Raw genomic sequence first — 17,579 nt, forward strand, 5'->3', positions numbered from 1 at the left:
GCCTTCGTGACTCTCGTCAGTTGCGTGTAACCCCAAGCGAGTGTCCCGCCGGAGTCGCCAGTCCCCACGCCATGCGCGGTGTATTGTGCGCGATGCCCAGCGACCCATCCGGCCCCAGCAGGATCACGCCACCGTGGCCGCCAAGCCGTGTGTGCAGATACGCAATCGCATCCGTGGCAGCCTGCTGCGGAGTTGCTCCGGCCTGCACGCGGTCGACGGCCCACTTGCCCAGCACGAGCTTCATAATGGGCTCACCCCATCCCGTCAGCGAGACAGCCGCCGAAAGATTGTCCGCATAGCAGCCACAGCCGATGAGCGACGAATCGCCCACACGCCCCGGAGCCTTGTTCAACGTGCCGCCGGTGCTGGTGGCGGCCGCCAGATTGCCGTGGATGTCCAAAGCCACCGCACCCACCGTATCGTGCGAGAGCAGAGGATCAGGAATCGTAGCCTCCGGCGACCCGCCCGAAAACGTCGTATCCTTCAGCCCCGCGAGCTCCGCCTCCTGCGCCGCATAGAGCCTCTTCTGCTCGCGCGGAATGACCAGGTCCATGTTGTCGCATAGGCTCATACCGTGCTGCATCGCAAATCGTTCCGCGCCGGTGCCGACGAAGTAGACATGCGGCGATTCCTCCAGCACCAGGCGTGCCGCCCGGATGGGATTCCGCAGCCGCTCCACGCAGGCCACACCACCCGTTCGGAGGTCGGCACCATTCATCAGCAGCGCGTCGAGCTGCACGCGCCCATCGCGAGTCAGGAACGATCCACGCCCCGCGTCGAAGGTCTCATCGTCCTCCATGACGACGACGGCAGCCTCTACCGCATCCACCGCCGAAGCACCACGCTCCAGTAGCGCATACCCCGCCGCAAGGGCATTGCGGATACCGTTTTCATGGGCATCGATCTCGGCATCCGGCATGGCCCAGGCACCGCCGTGAATCAGGAGGATAGGAAGTTTTTCAGGCATCAGGCCTTCTTCACGCCAGGTTCAGGCGCTTGCGGCGCTCGGTTTCGTTGTAGGTGTAGCGGATGCGGTGAATGACCGTGATCGTTGAAAACAGCGCCAGCACCCACAGCGCCGGAGCCATCACACCCCAACGATTACACAGCGCCCCCAGGATCACGCACACAATCCGCTCCGGCCGCTCCATGAAGCCCACCTTGCAGGACCCGATCAGCGCCTCTGCCCGCGCGCGTGTGTAGCTGACCATCAGCGACGCCGTCATCACGAACGCCACCAGCCCCACGTAAAACAACCGGTTGCCGCGCGCATAAAAGACCAGCAACCCAAAGAAGATGCACACGTCCGAGTAACGATCGATCACCGAATCGAAGAACGCGCCAAACACCGATACCTGGTTGGTCTGGCGAGCTACCCGCCCATCCACCATGTCAAAGACGCCCGCGCCGATGATGATCAGACCGGCATAAAAGAAGTACCGCACCGCATGATCGCCACGCGCAAAGCCGAAGAACAACGCAGCCACGATGTTGATGATCAACCCGATGAACGTCAGCACGTTGGGGGAGATCTTGGAGATGGCAAGACCGTTGACGATCTTCTGCAGCAGCCAGCCGCTGCCTTTGCCGAATTGACTTGTCCAGGTCATAGTGTCAGTGTGCTGCCGGTGGTGCTTCGTAGAGCGGGGTGAGACGCGTCAGCGTGTAGCCATCTCGAAACTTGAACTCTTCGCCAGCCGCACGCGTCTCCTTGACGATCTCCAGCAGATTACGCCGCAGCGTCAGCGTCGTGCGCGCCTCGACGGGGTGATTATTCTCCTGGATCGTTCCGGTCAGCACCAAGGTTCCGCGGCCGTTCTTCAGGGCATCCAGGCCGGCCACGCTTGAGGTCGTCGCATCCGCGGGCTTGTCCGTATTGACGACCTTATACGAAGCCGGAGTCACCGTGACGGCCAGGTTTTCGACGACCTGCTTGTTCGGCCCGTCGTCGTAGGTGTACTGCCACGTCAGACCCGTATGGCTGAGGCTGATCGAAGACCACGTCGGCAGCTTGGTGCGGCCATTGGTCTGATAATCGCGATACTCCAGCACGCCGGACCAGCGCCCGACCAGCGCCGCTTCAAACGCAGTGACCGCAGGAGCAATCGGCGCCTCCTCAGGAATGGACTGTGCCTGCAGCGAGGCGGAGCATGCGAGCGCAAGGGCCAGGAAGATCTTCAAGCGGTCGCCGCCTTGTGCTGCGAGAGCGAAAGAACATTGCCGAAGGGATCGTTGAACCACGCCACGCGAGCCGCACCACCCGGAGCCGTCCATACGCCATCTGCATCCTGCTCAAACCACGGGTAACGCAGCGTCTCAACGCCAGCCGCATTCAGAGCCTTCGCGGACACCGTAATATCCAAGACCTCCCAGCCAAAAACCGTATACGGTTGTGGCTTGAACTCCGGAGTCAGCACGCAGCGGATCATGACATCCCCGGCAGCCGTCAGCACCAGCGCAAACGGATCGCGAGAGGCCACAGTCAGCCCCAGCTTGCCGGCATAAAAGCCTTCGGCAAGATCGAAGTCGTGAACCGGGATGAAGCCAACAACAGAGGCCTGGGCAAGCACGCGCCTACTCCTTGGTTGTGCCGGCAGCGGCGGTTTCATGCACAGCTGCGAGCTCAAGCGCAATATCGTGAATGGTCGCCAGCTTCAAAACCTCGAGCTCGCGCTTGCCGTTCGGCGTCACGACGGTCACCGTATCGCCCACCTCTTTATTCAGCAGCGCACGGCCGATGGGCGACGTCGTCGAGATCAGCCCCTTCGATACATCCGACTCTTCGCTCGTTACAAGCTGATAGACGATCTCTTCATCCTTGGTCGAATCGAACACGGTAATGCGAGACCCAAAGCCCGTCTTGTCATGCGGAATATTCGCCAGGTTGACCATGGCGAGCTCGCCCATGCGCTTCTTCAACTGGCCCAGGCGCGCGTTCACGAACACTTGGCGCTGCTTGGCCATGTGGTACTCGGCGTTTTCGCTGAGATCGCCCAGCGCGACGGCTTTCTTAATCTCGGCGGGAAGTTCGGTGGTCAGTTCGTACTCAAGCGCCTTGATCTCTTCGGCTAACTTGGCTTTGATGTGCTCTGGCATGCGGCCTTCTTCTACAACTGCGAATTACTGGTGCGGAACTTAAATTATACGTCCCGCAACAAAGAACCGTATCCAGGCCGGTCCGGCACAAAGCTTGCTCAGAAGCTGTAGCGGAGACCCCCTTCGACGCGCCGGCTGTTATCGGCCGCGAACGGAACCAGGAACTGCGGCGAGCCCAGCACGCCGCCCTCCGAGGTCACGTTGGTGTGGTTGAGGAAGTTTGACGACCGGATATTAGCCGTGATCGTCTGCTGGTGGTCCGCCTTGGAGTTGCTCGTAAGCGTAAAGGTCCGCTGAATATTGGCGTCGGCGTGGATGCTCCAGGGCAAACTGGCGCGGTTACGGGCTAGAACACCCGTGCCTCCCGTGGCTACGAGATTCCCGAAGGGGGTAGCAATGGCACCAGCCTGTCCGGGCCGCGCGAACTGCGGCCGGTCGTTGAAGTTGCCGTCCCCGTTGTTGTCGAACCCTGTCGTGATGTTGAACGGCGAGTTCCCATTCCCGTAGTAGTTAATGGACAGGCTCACGTTCCGCGGCAGGTTGACAGTGACATTGGCGAAGTTCTGCCAGAGCGAGTTACCGCTCTCAATGGCGTACTCGCCGGCGTTGGTGGCGGAGCTTTGCGGGGAGAAGAAGGCGTTATCGTCCGTATCGGATTTGATATGAATCCGCACCGCACCGACAAAAAACTGCACCCGCTTCAGCTTCTGGTTGCCGACACCGACGAACTCGATGTCGCCCGCAGTATCAGCTGAGCTTTGAAGCTGAAGCACGTTCAGATTGAGCGCGCCGGGCCGTGGGCCTGTAGGCGAGCCATTCAGCGGGCTATTCACGTTAAGCGTGCGCTCCTGGTGCCAACCGCGGATGTAGATGAGATTCGCGCTGAACGTGAAGCCGAAGGGCAGAGTCTTATCCCCGCCGATCTGCGCCATCATGTTCTGATTAGTGCCGTAGTTGGGAGCCAGAGTGCGGACCGCATGGATCACCGAGCTGCCGTTCGTAGCCGGAGCACCGTAAACCGGGTTATAGACCAGCGAGGTGACACGAGCGACGCCGTCCTCCCGCATCAATTCAGCCTGCGTGAAAGCCAGACCGTTGGGGCTATGCCCGGCAAAGAGACCAAGATGCGCGTTGAGGGTGAGGGTTTTGCTGGAACCGGGGGCCCAGGAGACGCCCAGGCGTGGGGTAAAGCCGTTGGCCTGGAAGGGCAGGTTGGCATAGAAGTAGCGAAGGCCTGCGGAAAGCGTCAGGTTGGGGCGGAGCTTGATATCGTCCTGCACAAAAATCACAGGATAGAACTCATTGAGGTTGACCTGCGGGTTGCCGGCTACCGAAGAATACTGCGTAGGGGTTCCACCGGGCAGATTCAGCTTGGCCCGACGGTACTGCTCCAGGCCGGTGATCGTCTCCGTGGCCGTGGTGGCGGTGTTGCCGTTGAGTACCGGAGCGGTGCCCCCGCCGAAGATGTACGTCCCATTGAAGTTGGTGCTGAGGGTCTGGCGCTCGACGTAGTCGAAGAGCTGCAGCCCGGCTTTCAGCGAGTGTTTGCCGTGGGTATAGATGAAGTCGTCATCCCACTCCGTACGAATCTGGTGAATGCGCTGCTGGCCGATGTTCGCGCCGCCGCCGGTAAACGCCCCGGCCACCTCAAGCTGCGGCCCCGTCGAGGTTGGGACGTCGTCTTCGCCTCGGAAATCGATGCTCACACGCCCTTCGTGCAGCAGGTTGGGCGAAAAAGTGGTCGTATCGCTGAAACGCAGGATGTGATCGTAGGTCTGGGAGTCGTAGCCACTCTCCAGCAGCGTTGAACCGCCGACGCCGACGTTCGAGAGGTGATCGACCTTGGTGGAGAAGCTGGCGAAGGCAATATTCTTCGGGCCCAGTTGGAGGTCGACGCGTGCGCTGCCAACCCAGAGACGCTGGGGCACAGGCACGTTGGCTACCGTGGAGACCTGGTTGCCGGAGTCGTCCAGGGTCACGGCGTTGATGACGGAAAATTCGTCAATGGAGCGATGCTCAAGCGCCAGCGAGAAGTTGGAGCCTTCCTTCCGAACCGGGCCGTTCAACGTGAAGCCATAACGCTGCTTGCCGATGGCGGCCGGCGCGTCCGAGAACGGATTGTGCGCGTTCATCCACGAGGAGGAATTGGTGGTGAAGAGCGTGCCGTGATAATTTTTTGCGCCGGGCTTGGTGTAGATCTCAATGTGGCCGCCTTCAAACGGCGGCTGGCGGTTTTCAGCCGAGAAGAGGTCCGGATTTACCTCGATGCGGGCGATTGAGGATTTGGGTGGCAGGGGACTGTCGTCCTGGAAGCCGTCAACGGAAAGAACAGTGCCGGAGGGCGGCCCACCGCCGGATGCGGCGAGCTGCTGGAGCTGGCGCTGCAGATCGTCCGGGTCGTCGGCAAGCGTGTTGAGCTGGGTCCCGGTCAAGGTGGTGCCGTTGAGGCCTCCCGGAACAGGGTCGATCGTCGCTTCGTCCGCGTTGACATTGATGGCGACCGAATCCGCCGGGATCAGGGTGATATGGAGGTCGGCGGAAGCGCGTGCAGGCAGATCCTGCTCTGCGGCGGCGAAGCCGGGCGCATTGGTGGTGATGTGATGAGGACCGGCGGCAACGCAGGGGAAGCTGAAACGGCCATCGCTGCCGCTGATCTTGCTAAGCCCGGCCTTACCGTCGATCTGGATCGTAGCCCCGGGAATCACGGCGGCGGTGCTGTCCTGGACCGTACCGGTCAAAGCACGGCCAGTGCAGGCGGACTGTGGCTGCTGCGCCTGGAGCGGCGAGACGGCTGCCGCTGAGACGAAGGGAACCACAAAAGCGGGCCACGCGGCCGCGACGAAAAAGCGATGCATTCTTGAGTCTCCGGGAGTTCTTACGCTGCGTCTGGGGGTACGCAAGATAGACGCGCCCGGTTCCCGCATATCTGTGGAAAGGTTTGCAGCATTTCACGGGAATCCCTTAGGTTAACCGTTTGACCGCCAGGCAGAATGCGGTCCGTGCAAACTGCTAACACGCGGCAAGGTTTGAAACGATCCCGCATTTTTATCCGTCTTTACATCGGCGGCCCGCCCGCCCGCGACTAAGCTGTCCCTGCGAGGACTCCCATGAAGCACTCTCTGCTTGCTCTTTCCTTCCTCATCGCGTCCATGGCGCACGCTCAATATGGCGTCCGGCGTACCGTATATCACCCTGAAAAACTGCTGCCGGATGTTCCCGTGACCGCGCCGGATGCTGCCTTCCCGCTCCGGGTCCATCTCTTCAACGTTCGTTGGGGAGGTCTCGGATCACGCAATCACGGCTACGGAACAGGCAATCTGCTGGATGCCGCCAACCTCCAGGGCTTTGATTTCGCCTTTGAGTGCGGCGTTCCCTTCACGCCCAACGCCGATCCCGCCGACACCTACCAGGCACGTTGGAAGAAGTCTCCCTACCAGTTGGAGATCCTGACCACTGAGGCAGGTGCCAGCTTCACCCGCACCTGCACCCTCAATCTCGCCATGGAAGCACGTCCCTTCACCACGGCTAACGACGCCCACTTCAGCCATGGCGTCTCCTCCAGCCTGCGAACCCCGTGGCTTGACCCCGGCTTCGCCTATGAAGGCCCCTCGACCGACCATCTCATTCAGTTTCACGTCCTTGACGGCCAGCGGCAGGAAGACTCCTTCGGCGATCACGGCTGGGGCATCGCCAATCTCGTCGATCCACAGCCCGGCTCCGTCCTCCAGGGAGCCGACTACCGGTTCGATTGCTCCCGTGGCTTCGTCACCAGCTCCCAGCTCGATAACTACTACCAGGGGCGGTGGACCAGGCCCGGCCAAAAGCTTGAGCTGCTCCTTCAGCGCCCGGGCTCGGACAAGGTTGACCGTTGCACCGTCTCCGTAGCCCTCAGACCCGACCCATACCCCGAACGCCGTTCCCGCGCCCAGAATCCCTAGACTGCGGTCCCGCGAGCCTTATGCCGGGCAAAGTTCCCTGAAGTCGTCTCTCCGGGGACGTTGAAAAGCGTCCCGCGTCATCCCCATGGGCAAGCGCAGGCAAGCCGTAGAATCTCTCAGAGGGTTTCTGCGCATGAGGTTGGTTCGACTTCTATTCCTGCTTATCCTGGTCGGAGCCGCTGCCTTCGTCTTTCTCGTCCCCTTCGGCCCGCATACGGAGACCTTCGTCGATATCCCCTCCGGAACCGGCACCCAAGGCATGGCCGCGCGGCTCAAACGCGGCGGTGTCATCCGCTCCGCATTTGCCTTTGAGGCTTTGCGAGCCCTCAGAGGCGGTCGCCTCAAGGCAGGCGAGTACCGCTTCGACCACCCCGCCCCCCTCAACGAGATCTACGCCCGCATCGCCAAAGGCGACGTCTATACCATCCAGGTCACCATCCCGGAGGGCTACAACATCTTCGATATCGCCCAGACCATCCAGGGCGCAAAGCTCGCTGAAGCTGACGCGTTTCTGGCCGCGGAGCGCCGCGACACCGGCCTGATCCGCGATCTCAGCCCCCAGGCCGCCTCGCTTGAGGGCTACCTCTTCCCCGATACCTACCGCTTCTCCCGCCACACCACCCCTGATCAGATGGTCGCCACCATGGTGAAGCGCTTCCGCCAGGTCACCGCCGGCCTCGGGCTGGCCCCCGGTCCGGATACCGCACGAACCGTGACAATGGCCAGCCTGATCGAAAAGGAGGTCCGTGTGGACTCTGAGCGGCCCCTGGTCGCCGGAGTCTTCGTCAATCGCCTCGCCCAGGGCATGCCCCTCGCCACTGACCCCACCGTCGCCTACGCCGCGCTGCTCGACGGCCGCTGGCGCGGAACCATCTACCAGTCCGACTTGGCCTCAGACTCCCCCTACAACACCTACCGGCACGCCGGCCTGCCGCCCGGACCAATCGCCAACCCTGGAGTCGCTGCCTTCAAAGCCGCCTTACAGCCGGCAAAGACTGATTTCCTCTACTTCGTCGCCGACGCGCAAGGCCACAGCCTCTTCTCCCGGACCCTCAAGGAGCACAACGAGCGCGTGCAGGCCTACCGGCTGGCCGAAAAGGCAGCCCACCCCCAATGATCGTCTTGCAGGACTTGCTCTGTCTGGTTCACCAAGAACCGTTTAGCCCCGCCAGACATCCAACACGGTACGATTGAAACGCACGGTACATCCGCGTCTCGACGGCGCTGGCTTTCGGCTCATTGAGCACGAACGCCCGCCGATGAACGTCTTACGGGTGACAACAGATGCGGGATTGCGAGTAGTAGACCTGGAATGAGGCAGTTACAGAGTTCGAAGCAGAGGGGGCCAGCAGGGCTGCTCCCGGGGTTGTTCACCGGCTTGTGCCGCGCCGCGCTGCCCGCGCTGATGCTGTTCGGCCTTACCGGCTGTTACTCCATCCGCACCCACACCGTTGGTCGCACAGTCGTCGTCACCAAGGTCCTGGACGCCACCCTGGACCAGTTGCTGACCCAGCTCGCCAAGCAGGATGATTCCATCCAGACCATGAACGCCAAGGTCGATATCACCGCCTCCACTGGCGGCGAGCACGAAGGTGAGGTCAAGGAACTCCCCACCTTCTCCGGCTATATCTTTCTGCGGCGTCCCGGCGACCTCCGCGTGCTGATGCTCGTACCGCTCGCACGCTCCACCGGACTCGACATGGTCTCTGACGGCACACATTTCAAGCTCAACGTCCCCTACAAACAGTTGGCGGTCATCGGCGAAGACAAGTTCACGGACTCCTCCAAGAACGGTCTGGAGAATCTACGGCCGTACATCGTTCGTGACGCGCTGCTGATCCCGACCGCCACCCCCGATCAGTACGTGACGCTCACCCGCGGCTCGCGCATCACGCCCCCCGGTCCCGGCCAGAAGGACTCCATCGAAGAGCCGGACTACGACATTACGATCCTGAGCCAGACCAAGGATCATGTTCTTGAGCAACTGCGCGTCATCCACTTCGGCCGCATCACGCTCCAGCCCTACCAGCAGGACTACTACCACGAAGGCCGCATCGTCACGACCGTGACCTACGACAAGTACCAGAAGTTCGGGGAACTAACCTTCCCGCAGAGCATCCTGATCACCCAGCCGACCAACGAACTCAAGCTTAAGATCGACATCACCAAGCTCACCCTGAACCAGAAGCTGGACGACGAGCAGTTCGTCCTGCAGTTCCCGGAAGGCGCCAAAGTCAAGACCATGTAGTGCCCGTTTTCGCCGGTGGGTCATGATTGGTCCGGAGCAGGAAGTCCGGACCTAAGTCAAATCGATTGAAGACTTTGCATGATTTACCCGGGTGGGGGTGCAGGGGTCGATTTCCCCTACAACCCCGTCCGCAGCGTGTGCTCCGCGATCGCAGCATTGATCTCCAGCGCCAGCGCCAGAGCCTTCCGCCCTGCCACCCCATCCACCTGTGGAAGCTCCCGCGTCCGCACCGCCTCCAGGAACGCCGACAGCTCCAGCCGGAGCGGCTCCCCGGGTGCCACCGGGATCTTGCTCATATTCATCCCCGCAGTAGGATGCTTTGGCTCTCCCGGCAGTTCCGGCTTGGAGTGCTTCTCGATCATCGCCGCCAGTTGCGCGTCCGTCAGACCGGCAGCGGCGGTCACATCGATCAGCAAAAGATCCTGCCGTGCGAAGTCGAGCGAAAGATACTGGTGCGGCTGGAAGAAGCGCAGCTTGCGCACCCTCTCGGTGGACACCCGGGACGCCGTGAAGTTGGCAATACATCCATTCTCAAACTCGATCCGCACGTTGGCGATATCGACCGTCCGCGAAAGCACCGGCAATCCTACAGCCCGAACCTCCCGAACAGCAGAAGGCACCAGCGAGAGCACGATATCCAGGTCATGGATCATCAGGTCCAGCACCACATCCACGTCCAGCGAGCGCGGCGTAAACACACTCAGCCGATGGGCCTCGAAGAACATAGGCCGGTTGAGGTGCGCCCGGGCAGCGGCTACCGCCGGGTTGAACCGCTCCAGGTGCCCCACCTGCACGATCCGATGATGCTTCGCCGCCAGCACATTGATCTGGTCTGCCTCCTCGAGCGTAGCCGCGATGGGCTTCTCGATCAGCAGGTCCGTCCCGGCCGCCAGCAAGGGCGCGGCAGCAGCAGCGTGGTGGATTGTAGGCACACACACACTCGCCGCCTGCAGGCTGATGCCTGAGGCGAGCATCTCCTCCACAGAGGGGAAGGCGGGGATATTGTAGGTGGCAGCGGTCTGGTCGCGGACCGTCTGGTCCTGATCCACGACTGCGGCTAGTCGGACGGATGCTCCGGCCAGCTCCAGCTCACGGTAGACCCGGAGATGGTTGCGGCCGAAGGCCCCGGCCCCGACGACGGCTACATTCGTGGCCACTACTTCTCGGACGGGCTCTCGACGGCCTCACGGCAGCGCGCGTAGAGCTCGAGCAGGTTGTTGACCTGGTCCTCAGGCTTGGCGGAGCTGGGGGCGGCGAAGCCGGTGGTGGAGGCCGAACCCTTCAGGCCGACGTTGGCTTGTGCGGCGACGAACTTGAGGAGGTCGAGGGCGATGTCTTCGGTGCGGCGAGCGGAGCTGTTGGTCACGGGCTGTTCCATCCCTCGATGGTAATTCAAAGGCTAGCCGCAGGGGTGGATGCCGCACAGGATCTCGTAGGAGATGGTGCGGGCGAGGCGGGCGTGGTCCTCGGCGGTGATGCCGGGGCCGAGCAGGGTGGCCTCGTCTCCCGCGCTTGCGGCGGGTATGGCGGTGACGTCCACGACCGTCAGGTTCATCGAGATACGGCCCAGGATGGGGGCGGGGTGGCCTTGAACCATCACCCAGCCGTGGGGGTGGGAGAGCTCGCGGCGGAGGCCGTCGGCGTAGCCTACGGGCAGCAGCGCCACCTTCATCGCCGGGCCGGCGATGAAGGTGGCGTTGTAGCCGACGGTGTCGCCGGGGGCCAAATCACGGACGGCCAGGATGCGGGCCTTCCAGGTAAGGACCGGCTGAAGGGCCGGGCTGAGGTGGTGGAGTGCGCCGCCTTCGATGGGCAGGCAGTAGCCGTAGAGCGCGAGGCCGGTGCGGACCATCGTCTGCGAGCCGGCGGCGGCAGCGAGGGTGGTGAGCCAGTCGCCTGACGATGGTTCAGGCGTCTCGTTGTCTACCGCGGAGCTGTTGGCGGCGTGGAGCCAGGCTGGAGTGAGGCCGGCTGTCACGGTCTGCTGCACGGCTGCCTCGAAGAGGGCTCGCTGTCGCAGGGTGAGATTTGAATTGGCCACTTCTGAGCTACAGAAGTGGGTGAAGAGTCCGTCCAACCGCAGGCCCGCGGCGCTGATCCGCGCGAGCAGAGTAGCGAGGTCCTGGCCGGGGCGGACGCCCTGGCGGCCCATCCCAGTGTCTACCTCTACGTGGACTCGGCAGCCGATTCCGGCGAGCAAGTCTATATGGTCCGTCGTCCAGATGACGGGGATCAGGTGGGCTGAGACGATCGCAGGAACGTCTTTCGGCAGGGAGCCGCTCATCACGAGGATGTCTGCTTCGAGACCGGCGTGGTCCAATGCGGCTCGGACTTGCTGGCCCTCGGAGGCGCAGGTAACGCCGAGCCAGCGGGCACCGGCTCGGACGAGGATGGGGGCGCAACGCTCGGCTCCGTGGCCGTAGGCACGGGCCTTGATGACGGCAAGGACCTCGGCGCCGGCTACTCGCTGGATGGCTTTGTAGTTAGCGGTAAGGGCCGCGGCGTCGATTTCAGTCCAGTTGTTCAGTTAGTAGCCCCCGTCGCCGCCGTGGGCGGTGTCGAGGTTTTCAAAGCGGGTGTAGTCGGCGATGTAGGCCATCTGGACGGAGCCGGTGGGGCCGTTGCGCTGCTTGGCGATAATGATCTCTGCCTTGCCCTTGAGGTCTTCGTTCTCGCGGTCGTAGTACTCCTCGCGATGGATGAAGCAGACGACGTCGGCGTCCTGCTCGATCGAACCGGATTCTCGGAGGTCGGAGAGCAGTGGCTTCTTGTCGCCGGTGCGCTGTTCCGAGCCTCGGGAGAGCTGGGAGAGGGCTACGACTGGGACGCGGAGTTCCTTGGCCAAGGCTTTCAGACCGCGTGAGACTGCCGAAACCTCTTGCGTGCGGTTCTCGGGGCCTTTTTTGCCGCCTGTGGAGCCGGACATGAGCTGGAGGTAGTCGATGACGATGAGGTCCAGGCGGCCCTCCTGCTGCTTGAGGCGGCGGGCTTTGGCGCGCATCTCGGCGAGGGTGATGCCGGGGGTGTCGTCGACGTAGAGCTTGGACTCCATGAGGCGCTCGAGTGCGTCCTGGAGCTTGCCCTTATCGTCTCTTCCCAGGAACCCGGTCTGCAGCTTGCGGGCTCCAACGGAGGCCTCGCCGGCGAGCATACGGCGGAGGAGGCTTTCCTTGGACATTTCAAGCGAGAAGACCGCCACTACCATTCCGTCCTTGACGGCGGAGTTCTGGGCGATGTTGATGGCCCAGGCGGTCTTGCCCATGGAGGGGCGGGCGGCGATGATGATGAGCTCCGACTCCTGAAGGCCGGAGGTCATCTTGTCGAACTCGGTGTAGTGGGTGCGGAGGCCGGTGACCTCGCGGCCCTGCTCGTAGAGCTTCTCGATGGAGCCGAAGGAGCTTTTGACGATGTCGGAGATGCCGGAGAAGCCACCGGTGATAGCGTGCTCCGAGATCTCCATAAGGCGGGACTCGACCTGGTTGAGAACGTCGATGGCTTCGAGCGACTGGTCTGAGGCCTCCATCATGCCGGCGTCGCAGACGCTCATGAGTTGGCGCATGAGGGATTTATCGCGGACGATGCGGACGTAGGACTCGATGGACAGCTTGCGGGGCAGGCCTTCGGAGAGGCCTGCGAGATACGGGCGGCTGCCTACAGAGTCGAGCTGCTTGCGCTTGGAGAGCTCCTCCGAGACGGTGACGATGTCTACGGCGTAGCCGACCTCCGAGAGGTGGATCATCACCTCGTAGATCTTGCGGTGCGAATCGAGCGAGAAGTCGTCCGCCTTGAGAAGCATGGTGGCGTCGACGATGGCGAGGGGCTCGACGAGCATGGCGCCGAGGATGGTCTGCTCGGCGTGGAGGGACGCGGGGCGGGAGTCGTCTTCCGGGTTGAGGAGGCGGGGATAGGTGGCCATGCGTGCGCTCTGCTTTCTGGTTCGGTCTACTCCTTACAGTAGGCTAAGCGGCTGCGTGGAGAAAGTGGAGTTTCGGTGTAAATGGGTCATCTGAAGGGTTGTGGTGATTACAGCCCACGGCCCGGTCTTGCGGGGTGGGATGTATTGGCACGGCTGAGGCCGTGCCCTTCCGTTGGCTGTTAGGGGTATGGATTGGTAGGCCCCCTCCCCCTGTTTTGATCCAAAGTCTTCAAACGATTGAAGTTAGGTCTGGACTTCCCTTTGTGACCTTCCGATCTGAGAGGATGGTCTGGAGGAGAGTGACGCAAATGGGACAAGAGAAACAGTTGGAGATACCGGCGGCGGCGGCGAAGGATGCGGCTTCGTTTGAGCTGCTGCGGCTTTGGGTGGCGAACCAGAGCCAGCAGATTTCGCTGCGGCCCGGGGTGTGGCAGGACCCGACGGCATGGGGAGTAATGCTAGCGGATCTGGCGCGGAACATCGTCCAGGTTCACGCCGAAAACGACGAGGATCTGGATGCGGGTGCGTTTCTGGGCTCTCTTCTGGAGGGCTTCGATAACGAGATTGAAGATGTGTTGAATGAGTTCGAAGGGGACGAGAGCGAGCACGAGGCTGGCTAAGAATTTCCTTCTGCTTTAATTGTACGCGGTTGACGGGGGTAAATACCCCAACTTTATCTCTCGTGGAATGAGAGAGTTAGGTCGTTTTGGGGCTTGACACGCGATTTTGCTCAGCGTTTTGGAGAAATTATTTTTTTAGGCTTGTAAGTGGTTCATTCTGAAGGATAAATAGAATGGGCGACGAAGGCCTTGGTCCGCTTCAGATGACGACGTGGAAACGACAGCGACCCGGGGCTAAAGCCCAATTCTTTACTTGCCGTTGACGGGGGCCTAAAGGCCCCCTCTAATCCGAACGGCAACGGCAACAGCAAAAAGCAGCGGCACCTACGGAAATTCTTCGCTGCGCTCAGTAATGACCGGTGAGAGCTGACTCTGAGCGCGGCGAGGTGGGTTAGTGACCCTTGTAGGTCTGGAAGAGCTCTGGGAACTGGGCTGCGAGGGCCTTGGTTTTGGGGACGTCGCAGATCTGGATGTAGGGGTTGTTGGGGTTCTTGGTGGCGTAGTCCTGGTGGTAGTCCTCTGCGTTGTAGAAGCCCTTCAGCGGGGTCAGGTCCGTGACGATCTTGCCGTGGAAGGCGTGGGCGGCGTCAAGCTGGGCGATGTAGGCCTGGGCGATCTTGTGCTGCTGCTCCGACTCGTAAAAGATGGCGGAGCGATAGCTGGTGCCTACGTCCGGGCCCTGGCGGTTCAGGGTCGTCGGGTCGTGGGCGACCGAGAAGAAGATGCGCAGGAGGGTCCCGTAGGTGATCTTTGAGGGATCGAAGGTGATCTCGACGGACTCGGCATGGCCGGTGGTCTCGGTGGTGACCTGGTCGTAGGTGGCGGTCGACTGGGAGCCGCCGGCGTAACCGGCCTCTGTGTGGGTGACGCCCTTGACGCGCTGGAAGACGGACTGCGTGCCCCAGAAGCAGCCGCCGGCGAAGACAGCCTTTTCCTTGCCGGGCTGGGGTGCGAGGTGGTCGTCAAGAGCAGGGGCAGCGATGGGCTGCGTGGTGGCGGCGGATGCGATGGTCATGCGTTTATACCCCAGAAAGAAGATGCCGACGATAAGAACTGCTGCGAGGAAGACGGAGATGCGTGCCATGTGATGCCTCTGGATGTTAGACGCTGGGGGTTACAGGGTGGATTCCTTGCTGGCTCCTGGCGAAAAACTTACCACGGATAAAAGGGAAAGACGGATAAAGGCAGGATAAGGCGATTTATTGATCTTTCTTCTTGGTGTTCTTCTTGCGGTCGTTGGTTAGGAGGATGCGCCTGAATTTGGGGGATTCGCCGAAGTTCAGGATGAGGCCTACCTCGATATTTGATGACATAAGGTGGTGAGTCAGCTGGCCCTCATGGGCTTTGGAGATGACTTCTGCTGTCTTGAGTTCGAGGATAACCTGCTGTTCCACGATGAGGTCGGCTTTGAAGATTCCCACCACAGCCCCTCGGAAGTAAACCGGGATGTTGGCCTCTGCTTGAGCACTTAGCCCAGCATCAAGAAGGGCGACCCTCATGGCCTCCTTGTAGACCGACTCAAGAAAACCATAACCGAGCTCATTGAAAACATCGTAGAAGATGCCGATGATCCGCTCAGTAATATCGGCAGACGCGCCTTGAAACCTGCCGTTATGCTCTGGTGACAGTGTCATGGGGACCTCACTTGAGATGATCCTGCTCTTATCCCTTTTTTTCTTTTATCCGTGGTAGGTCTTTGCTTTCAGGCAGTGAGGCGGCGGGATTGGATTTCTAGGTAGACGTGGACCAGGGAGACGGCGGCTGGGGTTACTCCGGGGAGGCGGCTGGCCTGGCCTAGCGTCAACGGGCGGACGCGTTGGAAGGTCTGCTGCATTTCGCGGCTTAGGCCGGAGATGGTGGTGTAGTCGAAGGTGGGGGGGATGCGGGTGGATTCGGCTTGCTTCATCTTGCCGATGGAACGGAGCTGCTGGGAGAGGTAGCCGGCGTACTTGATCTCGGTCTCGACGGCGCGGCGCTCGTTGCGGGTGCGGGCGGGGAAGGTCTCGTCTTGCCAAGCGGTGAAGATGGGGGCGGCAAGGGCTTCCGTGAGGAGCGGGACGAAGTCTTCGATGACGAGGTCGGGGCGCTTCAGGAGGTCGGAGAGAAGGACGCCGGCGAAGGAATCGACGCCTTGTGCGGAGCCGGCGAGGAGCTTGGCGTAGAGGTCGGCGGGGATCTCGCGGGCGTTGAGGCGGGTGGTCTCTAGGAGGGTCTTGAAGGCGGCGGCGCGGTGCTGGCGGGCTTCATAGTCAGCCCAGTTTTCATCGCCGATGAGGCCGAGGCGGTGGCCGTGCGGGGTGAGGCGGCGGTCGGCGTTATCGATGCGGAGGTGGAGGCGGAACTCGGCGCGGGAGGTGAACATGCGGTAAGGCTCGTCGGTACCCTTGCTGATGAGGTCGTCGATGAGAATGCCGATGTAGGCTTCGGTGCGGTCGAGATGGAAGGGTTCGGCGGAGGCATCGCCGCGAGCGCGCTTGACGCTCAAGGCTGCGTTGATTCCGGCCATGAGGCCCTGGGCGGCGGCTTCTTCATAGCCGCTGGTGCCGTTGATCTGGCCTGCCAGGTAGAGACCTTCGTAGGACTTGACGCGGAGGCTGCGATCAAGTTCGGTCGGGTCGATGGCGTCGTACTCGATGGCGTAGCCGGGGCGGAGCATCACGGTGTTTTCAAGGCCGGGGATGCTGTGGACCATCTGGAGCTGGATCTCCTGAGGGAGAGACGTGGACATGCCGTTGATGTAGACCTCATGGGTGGTGAGGCCTTCGGGCTCAAGGAAGAACTGGTGGCGCGGCTTGTCCGGGAAGCGGACGATCTTGTCTTCGATGCTGGGGCAGTAACGAGGGCCGATGGCTTCGATCTGGCCGGTATACATGGGGGAGCGGTGGGCGTTCTCGCGGATGAGCCACATGGTCTCCGGCGAGGTGTGGGCGATGTGGCAGGAGATCTGGCGGAGGGGAAGCTCGCGGGTGCGGAGGGAGAAGGGGGTGGGCTCGGGGTCGCCGGGCTGCTCGGGGAATTGGGACCAATCGATGGTGCGTCCGTCGAGCCTGGGCGGGGTGCCGGTCTTCAGGCGGGTTTCGCGGAGGCCCAGGCGCTTTAAGGATTCGCCCAGGAGGACGCTGGCGGGCTCGCCGGAACGGCCGGCGGAGTACTGCTGCTCGCCGCAGTGGATGAGGCCGTTGAGGAAGGTGCCGGTGGTGATGATGGTGGCGGCGGCGTGGATCTCACGGCCGTCGCGGAGTTTGAGGCCACGGATGCAGGGAACAGGGATCAGGGAACAGGGATCAGGATAGGCAGCGGCTGATCCCTGTTCCCTGCGCCCTGGTCCCTCTATCAACACGTCGACGACTTCGGCTTGCTTGAGGTGGAGGTTGGGCTGGTTTTCCAGGAGCTCTTTCATGCGGACGCGGTAGAGGGCCTTGTCGCATTGGGCTCGGGGGCTCCAGACGGCGGGGCCGCGGGAGGTGTTGAGGAGGCGGAACTGGATGCCGGCTGAATCGGCGATGAGGCCCATGATGCCGCCGAGGGAGTCGATCTCACGGACGAGGTGGCCCTTGGCGATGCCGCCGACGGCGGGATTGCAGGACATCTGGGCGACGAGATCGAGATTGAGGGTGAAGAGGGCGGTGCGGAGGCCCATGCGCGCGGAGGCTACGGCGGCTTCACAGCCGGCGTGTCCTGCTCCGACGACGACTACGTCGTATTGTTCTGTAACGGCCACAGGTCTATTTTAGTGCCAGCGACGATGGTAGTCTGGTGGC

The 17,579-nt window shown here is 62.0% G+C and carries 17 protein-coding genes; 4 read left to right on the top strand and 13 right to left on the bottom strand.

The genetic code is table 11. The features are described 5' to 3' along the window. Positions 1-16: 16 nt before the first annotated feature. From ACIX9_RS18515 to ACIX9_RS18540, 6 genes are all read right to left on the bottom strand, one after another. Positions 17-967, bottom strand: coding sequence for an isoaspartyl peptidase/L-asparaginase (locus ACIX9_RS18515; protein WP_013582027.1), 951 nt, complete (start codon positions 965-967; stop codon positions 17-19). 10 nt (positions 968-977) lie between these two features. Next, positions 978-1,610 (bottom strand): CDP-alcohol phosphatidyltransferase family protein, encoded by a 633-nt coding sequence (locus tag ACIX9_RS18520; protein WP_013582028.1) that lies wholly within the window; start codon positions 1,608-1,610, stop codon positions 978-980. Positions 1,611-1,614: 4 nt separating this feature from the next. Next, entirely contained in the window at positions 1,615-2,181 is a 567-nt protein-coding gene (locus ACIX9_RS18525) for a hypothetical protein (protein WP_013582029.1), read from the bottom strand. Then, positions 2,178-2,570: a VOC family protein gene (locus ACIX9_RS18530; RefSeq protein WP_013582030.1), complete on the bottom strand. Its 393-nt coding sequence runs from the start codon at positions 2,568-2,570 to the stop codon at positions 2,178-2,180. Before ACIX9_RS18530 ends, ACIX9_RS18525 begins: the two co-directional genes overlap by 4 nt. 4 nt (positions 2,571-2,574) lie before the next feature. Then, on the bottom strand, positions 2,575-3,096 hold the full coding sequence (locus ACIX9_RS18535; protein WP_013582031.1) for a GreA/GreB family elongation factor: 522 nt from the start codon (positions 3,094-3,096) through the stop codon (positions 2,575-2,577). 98 nt (positions 3,097-3,194) lie between these two features. Then, positions 3,195-5,951: a TonB-dependent receptor gene (locus ACIX9_RS18540; protein WP_013582032.1), complete on the bottom strand. Its 2,757-nt coding sequence runs from the start codon at positions 5,949-5,951 to the stop codon at positions 3,195-3,197. A 252-nt stretch (positions 5,952-6,203) separates the two neighbouring features. Between ACIX9_RS18540 and ACIX9_RS18545 the strand changes: the two genes are divergently transcribed. From ACIX9_RS18545 to ACIX9_RS18555, 3 genes are all read left to right on the top strand, one after another. Then, entirely contained in the window at positions 6,204-7,034 is an 831-nt protein-coding gene (locus tag ACIX9_RS18545; protein WP_013582033.1) for a hypothetical protein, read from the top strand. 133 nt (positions 7,035-7,167) lie between these two features. Beyond that, a complete protein-coding gene (gene mltG / locus ACIX9_RS18550) occupies positions 7,168-8,151 on the top strand; it encodes an endolytic transglycosylase MltG (RefSeq protein WP_013582034.1) in 984 nt (327 codons plus the stop codon). Positions 8,152-8,400: 249 nt separating this feature from the next. Continuing rightward, the gene (locus tag ACIX9_RS18555; RefSeq protein ID WP_049789384.1) at positions 8,401-9,282 is read left to right on the top strand and encodes a LolA family protein; all 882 of its coding nucleotides are present in this window, start codon (positions 8,401-8,403) and stop codon (positions 9,280-9,282) included. Positions 9,283-9,398: 116 nt separating this feature from the next. On the opposite strand, the gene ACIX9_RS18560 is transcribed toward ACIX9_RS18555, so the two are convergent. From ACIX9_RS18560 to dnaB, 4 genes are read right to left on the bottom strand one after another with little or no spacing between them, the layout of a single operon-like run. Beyond that, positions 9,399-10,439 carry a Gfo/Idh/MocA family protein gene (locus ACIX9_RS18560; RefSeq protein WP_013582036.1) on the bottom strand — a complete coding sequence of 347 codons (1,041 nt, stop codon included), beginning with the start codon at positions 10,437-10,439 and terminating at the stop codon, positions 9,399-9,401. Further along, positions 10,439-10,660, bottom strand: a complete 222-nt coding sequence (locus tag ACIX9_RS18565) for a hypothetical protein (RefSeq protein ID WP_013582037.1) — start codon at positions 10,658-10,660, stop codon at positions 10,439-10,441. The genes ACIX9_RS18560 and ACIX9_RS18565 overlap by 1 nt, the downstream gene beginning before the upstream one ends. A gap of 21 nt (positions 10,661-10,681) precedes the next feature. Further along, positions 10,682-11,809: an alanine racemase gene (alr, locus tag ACIX9_RS18570; RefSeq protein WP_013582038.1), complete on the bottom strand. Its 1,128-nt coding sequence runs from the start codon at positions 11,807-11,809 to the stop codon at positions 10,682-10,684. Then, complete coding sequence (gene dnaB / locus ACIX9_RS18575; RefSeq protein ID WP_013582039.1) at positions 11,810-13,198, bottom strand: replicative DNA helicase; 1,389 nt, start codon at positions 13,196-13,198, stop codon at positions 11,810-11,812. A gap of 308 nt (positions 13,199-13,506) precedes the next feature. Between dnaB and ACIX9_RS18580 the strand changes: the two genes are divergently transcribed. Further along, entirely contained in the window at positions 13,507-13,818 is a 312-nt protein-coding gene (locus tag ACIX9_RS18580; RefSeq protein ID WP_013582040.1) for a DUF5076 domain-containing protein, read from the top strand. A gap of 391 nt (positions 13,819-14,209) precedes the next feature. Here the strand turns inward: ACIX9_RS18580 and msrA are convergent, their stop codons facing one another. From msrA to mnmG, 3 genes are all read right to left on the bottom strand, one after another. Then, a complete protein-coding gene (gene msrA / locus ACIX9_RS18585; protein WP_013582041.1) occupies positions 14,210-14,902 on the bottom strand; it encodes a peptide-methionine (S)-S-oxide reductase MsrA in 693 nt (230 codons plus the stop codon). A 115-nt stretch (positions 14,903-15,017) separates the two neighbouring features. After that, positions 15,018-15,452: a GxxExxY protein gene (locus ACIX9_RS18590; protein WP_013582042.1), complete on the bottom strand. Its 435-nt coding sequence runs from the start codon at positions 15,450-15,452 to the stop codon at positions 15,018-15,020. 68 nt (positions 15,453-15,520) lie between these two features. Further along, positions 15,521-17,539 carry a tRNA uridine-5-carboxymethylaminomethyl(34) synthesis enzyme MnmG gene (gene mnmG / locus ACIX9_RS18595; RefSeq protein WP_013582043.1) on the bottom strand — a complete coding sequence of 673 codons (2,019 nt, stop codon included), beginning with the start codon at positions 17,537-17,539 and terminating at the stop codon, positions 15,521-15,523. Positions 17,540-17,579 lie beyond the last annotated feature (40 nt).

Source organism: Granulicella tundricola MP5ACTX9, from assembly GCF_000178975.2.
GTDB classification, from domain to species: Bacteria; Acidobacteriota; Terriglobia; order Terriglobales; family Acidobacteriaceae; genus Edaphobacter; species Edaphobacter tundricola.